This window comes from Pseudomonas sp. NFIX28 (assembly GCF_900107395.1).
Classification (GTDB): domain Bacteria; phylum Pseudomonadota; class Gammaproteobacteria; order Pseudomonadales; family Pseudomonadaceae; genus Aquipseudomonas.
The window spans coordinates 125,102-133,241 of sequence record NZ_FNPW01000018.1 but is presented as its reverse complement, the minus strand read 5'-3'; the positions used below and the strand labels follow the sequence as shown (position 1 = coordinate 133,241).

Here is an 8,140-nt window from a genome sequence, read left to right as displayed (position 1 = left end):
ATCCACTGCGACCAATACGGCCGGGTGAAAGTGCAGTTCCACTGGGACCGCGAAGGCCAGGCCGACGACAAGACCAGCTGCTGGCTGCGCGTCTCCAGCGCCTGGGCCGGCGCCCAGTACGGCGGCATCGCCATCCCGCGGATCGGCATGGAAGTGCTGGTGACCTTCCTCGAGGGCGACCCCGACCAGCCGTTGATCAGCGGCTGCCTGTACCACAAGGAAAACGTCGTCCCCTACGAGTTGCCGGCGAACAAGACCCGCAGCACCTTCAAGACCCTGAGCAGCCCCGGTGGTGGCGGCTACAACGAGCTGCGCATCGAGGACAAGAAGGGCCAGGAACAGATCTTCCTGCACGCCCAGCGCGACTGGGACGAGAACGTCGAGCACGACCAGAAGATCCGCGTCGGCAACGAACGCCACGACACGGTCGAGGCCAACAGCTACAGCGAATTCAAGGCCGAGGAACACCACACCGTGCACGCCGACCGCAAGGTCGAAGCGCGCGCCAGCGACCACCTCACCGTCGGCGTGAACCAGCACATCAAGATCGGTACTGGGCAGTTCATCGAAGCCGGCCAGGAGATCCACCTCAATGCCGGGATGAAGGTCGTCATGGAGGCCGGCAGCGAGCTGACCCTCAAGGGCGGCGGCAGCTTCATCAAGCTCGACGCCGGCGGCGTGACCATCAGCGGCCCGCAGGTCAAGGTCAACTCCGGCGGCGGCCCGGGCAGCGGCTCCGGCGCCGCGCCATTGATGCCCGGCGTGCTGAAGCAGGCCGACGCCGACAAGGCCGGCGCCCTGTTGACCCCGGCGCAAATCAACACCCTCAAACGCAACGCGCCTTTCTGCGAAGAGTGCGAAAAGTGCAAGGACGGTGCCTGTGCCATCTGATCGCCTGACACCCCAGGCCTGGCTCGCCCGCCAGCCCCTGCAAGCCGACGAACGCCTGTACCTGGTGATCAGCAACGCCAGCGACGCCGATCCGCTCAAGGACTTCTACCAAAGCCAGGGCACCAGCGGCCTGACCGCGATCTGGAGCGGCACGCCCTACGCCGATTGGCAGCCGGTCATGCCTTACCTCGCCGAACTCAAACCGACCTCAAGCTTCCTCGACTGGATCGCCGAAACCGACGCCGACGACTGGGGCTGGCTCGCCGTCTCCCACTGCGAACCGGCAGTGGTATTTGAACACCTGCGCAGCCTGACCCAGGTGAAGATGCCGGATGGGGCGGAGGTGTTTTTCCGGTTTTGGGATGGGCGGCATATCTATCCGATTTTGGAGGGGTTGGGCGAAGGCGCCCCCCAAGTCCTGCCGATATTCGACCGCTACCTGATCAATGGCCGGGCACTGAACGTCGGCCAGGGCGTGGTCAAGCCGCCGAAGCCATTTCCCTGGTGGGAAGTGCCGGAAGCGCTGGTCAAGAAGCTCGCCGAGGATGACCCCGGTACTGTGATCGACAACATGATGCAGTGGCTGCTGGAAGACCACGCCGAGCTGTATTTCTCGTTCCCCGAATCCAACCTGCGGCAGAAGGTGGCACGTTTCGTAAAACGCACCCCTCTCACGGAAGAAAACTACACCGGGCTATTGAAAGCCCATTTGGAAAATGAGGTGGTTGCATGAGCATTTTGTTGGGGGAATTCGCCGTTAACCTGACGGCTAAACAACCGGATGCTCAAGTCATCATCCGCGACTTCAAGAAATGCCTGGCCGACTATCGTGCTCAAGCCGAAGCCTGGTACGGCGGCGTGCTGGACGCTGAACAGCAGTTCCAAGTCGGTGACGAAGTAGCCACCCAGGACAAAGACAGCAAACGCAGCGCTGATCTTTACGCGAATTGCCCGGCCAACGGCAAGCTCAAGCTGGTGCACAGCTTTGAATCCGCGCGTTTCGTACCGATCGGCAATACGCCGGTACGCCTGGTGCCAGTGGTCGATGGCATGGTCTACGGCAAGAACGAGGCCGGTGCTGCCATCAACGTCACCATCGGCCCCAGCGGCATCAAGGAAGTCACGGGGCTCAAGCCCAACCAGCAATACAAAATCACTTTCTTTCCCAACCCGACCCGTGCGCAAATCGACTCGCTGTTCAACTCTTATCAGGGCGTGATTGGCGACCTGAGCGGCTGGCTGCAAACCGAATGGAGTACCGACTTCCTGCCGCTGTGGAAGGCCCATAACAAGGCTTCCATCGGCGGCCGGGCGCTACAGCAGCTAGAGTCGGCCTGGAAGGGTTTCCTGAAGGCCATCATGGGTTTGTGGGGCGATATCAAGAGCCTCTACAACCTGGTGGCCCACCCTCGGGAAAACTACCAGAAGCTGAAAAAGTTCTTCACCGAGGAAGAAATCAAGAAGATCTACAACGCCTCGAAAAGCGCCATCCATACCGCCCTGCTGATTGCCAGCGACGAGCCACTGATGTGGATCTACGTGTCGGCGATTGTCGCCTGGGTGAAGATGCTGCCACCACAAACCTGCATGGAAGTGCTGGCCGAGCTGACCACCGAAGTGTTGCTGAACATCCTGATCGGGATTGTGCTCACCGGAGGTATTGGTCTGGCCGTACGGGTTGGCACCAAGGCACTCAAGGCCACGCAAAACAGCGGCAAAGTGCTGAAGCTGATCGAAGACTTCACTTCCCTGCTGATGAAAACCAGCAAGAAGAACGCAGCTGGCCACACTGAGGCAGCCAGGCCATTGCTGCTCAATGGCAACGCCGCATTGAACCCTGGTCGCAAGGCTAGTGTAGAGATAGCCCCACCCAAGCCCGCAGCGACAGCCACAGCGCCCAAGAGCAAGCCTAAAGGCTCTGGCGGCACCGTGGAAACCGATGCGCAGATCCAGGCTCGCGGTAAGAAAAAGCCCGCCACTCGCGCCGAGCAAAATGAACCCGTCAGTGATGCCCCCAAGCAGTCTACAAACCCGGCGGATAAACCAGCGCGGTGCACAAAAGACACTCGCTGCGAAGGTGACCCCATCTCGATGGTCACCGGTGAGGAACTGCTGACCCTCACCGATGGTGAACTCGATGGCCTGCTGCCCTTGGAATGGACGCGGCTGTACCGCACCAGTGCGGTGGAAATCGACAACCGCCTGGGTTTCGGCTGGAGCCACTCGTTGTCCCATCGGTTGCAAATCAACGATGAGGGCGTGCTGTGGACTGACAACGAAAATCGCCAAACCCAGTTTCCACTGCCGACCGAACAGCGTCCGGCCATTACCAATAGCCTGGCCGAGGCCGCCATCTATCTGGGGGATGCTCCGGGCGAACTGATCCTGACCCAAGCCGGGCAAGGCGCGCGCTTTTATCACTTCCGTGCCGGGCGCCTGACCACCATTAGCGATGCCTACGACAACCAGCTGCACGTCAGCTACGACCTGGTCGATCGCATCCAGCGCATCGACAATGGCGCAGGCCGCTCCCTGTTTTTGCGTTACGACGACCGCCATATCGCCGCAGTCGACTATCAGCAGCGACGTCCCGACTACAACGAACAAGGTGAGCGCCAGGAACCCTGGCTGACGGTTCAGACCCTGGTCAGCTACCAGTACAACGAACACAACCAGCTGATCAGCGCCACCAATGCGATGGGTGAAGTCGAACGCTATCGCTATGACGAGCAGCATGTCATTCAGCAACGCCAACTGGCCGGTGGTGCGAGCTTCTGCTGGGAGTGGGAATACGAAGGCAAGGCAGCCCGTTGTATCCGCCAGTGGTCCAACCTATCGCAGATCGATGCGCGCTATGTGTGGGACGACGAAGGTACGGTCACCGTTATCAACGCCGATGGCAGCGAACAGGTCTACGTGCACGACGAGAATGCGCGGCTGGTCAGCCAGACCACCCCTGACGGTGCGGAAACGCAAAAAGCCTACGATGAAAAAGGTCGCCTGATCGCCGAAAAAGACCCTCTCGGGGCCATCACCACATACGAGTACAGTGAGGCCGGGCGCCTGATCGCCGTGATTCCTCCAGAGGACGAATCCACCTATTACAATTATTTCGATGGTCATCTCATCGAAGTTCGACGCGGCAACGCGCAGTGGAAATACGAACGCAACGATCAAGGCGACATCACCCAACAGACCGACCCCGACGGCAACGAAACCCACTACAGCTATGACCGCCAGGGCCGCCTGCTGGAAATCACCCACCCCGACGGCAGCCGCCATCAACTGGGCTGGAACGGCCTCGGCCAACTGCTGGAAGAACGCCTGCCCGACGGCGGCCAGCGAAAATACCGCTATGACGCCCTCGGCCGGCAGATCACCCGTCAGGACGAAAGCGGCGCCATCACCCAGTACCAGTGGGACGCCGCTAACCGTCTGGCACAGATCACCCTGCCCGGCGGCGCCACCCGCGCCTTCAGCTACAACGCCTACGGCAAAGTCACCGCCGAGCGCGACGAGCTAGGCCGTATCACACGCTACGAATATGCCGACAACCTGCACCTGGTTAGCCGCCGCATCAACCCGGACGGCAGCCAGTTGCGTTATCGCTACGACAACGCACGCCTGCTGCTCACCGATATCGAGAACGAGCGCGGCGAGCAGTACCACCTGGATTACTACCCCAACGGCCTGATCCAGCAGGAAACCGGCTTCGATGGACGCAGCACCGCCTACGCCTATGACCTCAACGGCAACCTGCTGAAGAAAACCGAATTCGGCGACGACGGCAGCGAGCTGGTCACCGAATATCAGCGCGATGCCGCTGGCCGCCTGCTGGTGAAAACCCTGGCCGATGGCGAAGAAATCCACTACAGCTACGACGCCCTCGGGCGCCTGGTGAATGTCGACGACGGCCACTGGCCGCTGGCCTACGAATACGACCTGCAAGACCGCCTGATCACCGAACACCAGGGCTGGGGCACCCTGCGCTACGAGTACGACAAGCTCGGCCAGCTCAGCCATTGCCGCCTGCCCGATGGCAGCAAGCTCGACTACCGCCATGCCCTTGGCGGCCAGCTCAGTAGTATCGACCTCAACGGCTCGCGCCTGACCAGCCACCAGTTCAACGCCGGGCGCGAACAGCAACGCCAGCAGGGCCTGCTGCTCAGCCAGTACCAGTACGACGAACAAGGCCGCCTGCAGGCCCACAGCGTCAGCCAGCAACGGCACGGCCAGCATCAGAGCCTCTACCACCGCGCCTATGCCTACGACGCCAACGGCAACCTCGCCGGTATCGACGACAGCCGCAAGGGCAACCTGCGTTATCACTACGACCCGCTGGATCGCCTGATCAACGTACGTGGCGCCACCCCGGAAAGCTTCGCCCACGACCCCGCCGGCAACCTGCTCGGCCAGGGCGACCAACCCGCCGCCAACCTGGCCAACGTCAAAGGCAACCGCCTGCTAATGCAAGGCGACCGGCATTACGACTACGACGCCTTCGGCAACCTCAGCCGCGAACGCCGCGGCGCGGGCCAGAAGCTGGTCACCGAATACCAGTACGACTGCCAGCACCGGTTGATCGGCGTCAGCCTGCCGGGCGGCAGCACCGCCACTTACAAGTACGACGCTTTTGGCCGTCGCATCGCCAAAACCGTCGACGGCCGCACTACCGAGTTCCTCTGGCAGGGCGAACGACTGATTGCCGAGAGTGGTGAAAACCGCTATCGCAGCTACCTCTACGAACCCGGCACCTTCCGCCCCTTGGCCATGCTCGATGGCGAAGGCCCGGCCCAGGCCACACCGTTCTACTACCAACTCGACCACCTCGGCACGCCGCAGGAGTTGACCGCCTATAGTGGCGAGATCATGTGGTCGGCGAAGTACCGCGCTTATGGCAATCTGGCCGCGCTGGACGTTTCCGAAATCGACAACCCGCTGCGTTTCCAGGGCCAGTACTTCGATACGGAAACCGGACTGCACTACAACCGCCATCGCTACTACAATCCGAGCTCTGGACGGTTCTTGACGCCGGACCCGATCAAGCTGGCAGGGGGGTTGAATAACTACCAGTACGTGCCTAACCCTACGGGGTGGGTGGATCCGTTAGGGTTGAATGGATGTCTAGGCCAGGATGGAGGTAAAGCAAGCCCTCCCGCAAATCCCGAGGCTAAGGCAACAGTGGATGAAGGGAGTCCAAAAGCTCCTGCTCCTCAAATGACGTCGCAGCAACGTCAAGCTCGAATTGAGGAGCTGTCTGAGGCAAATGCAAAACGCCGTGTTCAGGAATTTGAAGCTAAATATGATATGCACACCATTGGAAAACACGGACCAGACATCCCCGATGCGACCATGAAACAAAGAGCGATTGACGGCAGCGATCCAATAACGGGTAGAAGAGGCAAAAGAAACTCAAGCTCTCAATTTAATAGCTGGAAATTGCAGATGCATGCAATCAACGAAGCGACTACCCGAGTAAGACGTGGTTTGCCCGCACATACGGGCTTCGATGGAAATGACAACCCTGTTGTCAGAATCGAACAGCCTGGATCAGGTAAAGGGTACAAGCCAAACAAGCGAGATGCACAAAACCCAATTCGGGTAGACCCAATGAATGGCGCTGAAATCAAGTTTGATGCGGATGACCCGACTCGGCCCTATACTGCATTTCCAGTGAAGGAGAGATAACTTGTTAAAACACCCTTTCTCAGACGTACCATATGAGCCTCACCTATCGGCTCTTCTTAGAGGAATAGAGATCTACGATCGCGAGCATACTCTTGGTGAGGAATTACAAAAATACAATCCAAACAATGCTGAAGACAGAGAGAAAATCATAAACCTCTACATACTTCCAGCTTTAAACTATCTTTCATACAGACACAAATTCGTCCTCATTAAAAATCTAGAAAACGCACTACTTAAAAGAGAAACAGATTTCAATCTACTTTTTGAAAGCGACTACGACGACCCTAGAACTATCGCATGGGACGAAACCGAAATTAAAGACGCATATGGTTTTTTTGAAAGAATACTCAAAAACTCGAAAGAAAAATGGCATAACGATCTTATCAAAGCCGCATCAGAAGATCAGTCCGAATGGTAGGTCGTAGATCAGAAAAATAAAAGACAATAGTTCATACTCAGCTCTAGCCAAGACAGATAGAAACCCTACCCCGAAGTAGGTTGGGGTGATGTACGAATTTATTGGCCAAATCCGCTTGAGGGGCAAAAATGAAAAATGTAAAAAGACCAAGAGAAACTTGGTATGACCTCTAAAGAAAACCCACCGACAAAACTTCGACTAAAAACAATAACAGAACAACACTCAGATTCATTTCAAGCGAGAAATCAATGTAACACATTCAGAGACCTTTCCTACAAAACAAATCGACTTCTGCCAGCTTGTAGCCCCCCTCTCTGCCCAGATAGCATCTTCAAGTCGCTGCAAAATCAGTGACCGGTTTTTACAGACCAAATATGATCGAGACATGCAAATGTCGCTATGTGAACAGCTGGTATTTTTATGCCTGTCGGTAATGATATCGTTCGAATGGAGATATCTAGTGCAGATAGAGGCTACACACCAAATAAGAAGTACAAGACTAATCCACACTATAATGACAGCATGAATGGGGCTGAGGTGAAACTCGACTCAGCGTACCGCATTCCTGACTAAATGAGGCTTTGATGTTATTAGATAAAGACTCAGGTATTCCCTACTGTCCAACGCCAGCGTATTTCTTAGGTGGATTTGATATCTACGACAGAGAGGAAACTCTAGGAACTGAACTCGAAACTTACAATCTGGAAGATCCAAAAGATCGTATCGAGCTGATAGAGAAATATTGCCTTAACAGACACGAAAACCTTTCATATAGACATAAATTTGTTCTTTTGAAATCTTTGGAAAATGCATTACTTGATAAGAACTTCGACTTTAACAAGCTACTTGAAGATGATCCCGAAGAATATTCGTCGCTTCCTTCAGGATGGAACGAAATGAAAAACCCAAAAGCTTTTTTCGAAGAGATCTTGAGGCTGGCAAACGAAAAATGGAAGAGCGATTTAGCCAAAGCGAGCATTGAAGCCCCATCAACTTGGTAAGAGTCTTCGGCCTGTCAACCCCGTTACCTATTAGAAGCATAATCTTGTGGCATCAAAAAGCGCTCCCCCCTCAAAACCAGTAAAAGTCTACTCTTCAGGAAAATCAATTTAAATCCATGTACATAAATAGAACCCAAAAAAC

Annotated in this window: 5 protein-coding genes; all 5 read left to right on the top strand. The window is 56.3% G+C overall.

Features of this window, described 5'->3' with window-relative positions:
* A partial coding sequence (gene tssI, locus BLV20_RS27050) for a type VI secretion system tip protein TssI/VgrG (protein ID WP_139192749.1) occupies nucleotides 1-891 on the top strand: 891 nt, incomplete at its 5' end.
* On the top strand, nucleotides 881-1,624 hold the full coding sequence (locus tag BLV20_RS27045; protein WP_092305470.1) for a DUF4123 domain-containing protein: 744 nt from the start codon (nucleotides 881-883) through the stop codon (nucleotides 1,622-1,624). The genes tssI and BLV20_RS27045, both read left to right, overlap by 11 nt.
* A complete protein-coding gene (locus BLV20_RS27040; RefSeq protein WP_092305469.1) occupies nucleotides 1,621-6,579 on the top strand; it encodes an RHS repeat-associated core domain-containing protein in 4,959 nt (1,652 codons plus the stop codon). The genes BLV20_RS27045 and BLV20_RS27040 overlap by 4 nt, the downstream gene beginning before the upstream one ends.
* 1 nt (nucleotide 6,580) lies before the next feature.
* Nucleotides 6,581-6,997 (top strand): hypothetical protein, encoded by a 417-nt coding sequence (locus tag BLV20_RS27035; RefSeq protein WP_092305468.1) that lies wholly within the window; start codon nucleotides 6,581-6,583, stop codon nucleotides 6,995-6,997.
* A 584-nt stretch (nucleotides 6,998-7,581) separates the two neighbouring features.
* On the top strand, nucleotides 7,582-7,998 hold the full coding sequence (locus BLV20_RS27030) for a hypothetical protein (RefSeq protein WP_092305467.1): 417 nt from the start codon (nucleotides 7,582-7,584) through the stop codon (nucleotides 7,996-7,998).
* The last annotated feature ends 142 nt before the right edge of the window (nucleotides 7,999-8,140 follow it).

What these genes read in the sequence shown, in the direction of transcription:
- BLV20_RS27040 (WP_092305469.1), top strand. Translation starts at nt 1,621, where the DNA reads ATGAGCATTTTGTTGGGGGAATTCGCCGTTAACCTGACGGCTAAACAA.
- BLV20_RS27030 (WP_092305467.1), top strand. Translation starts at nt 7,582, where the DNA reads ATGTTATTAGATAAAGACTCAGGTATTCCCTACTGTCCAACGCCAGCG.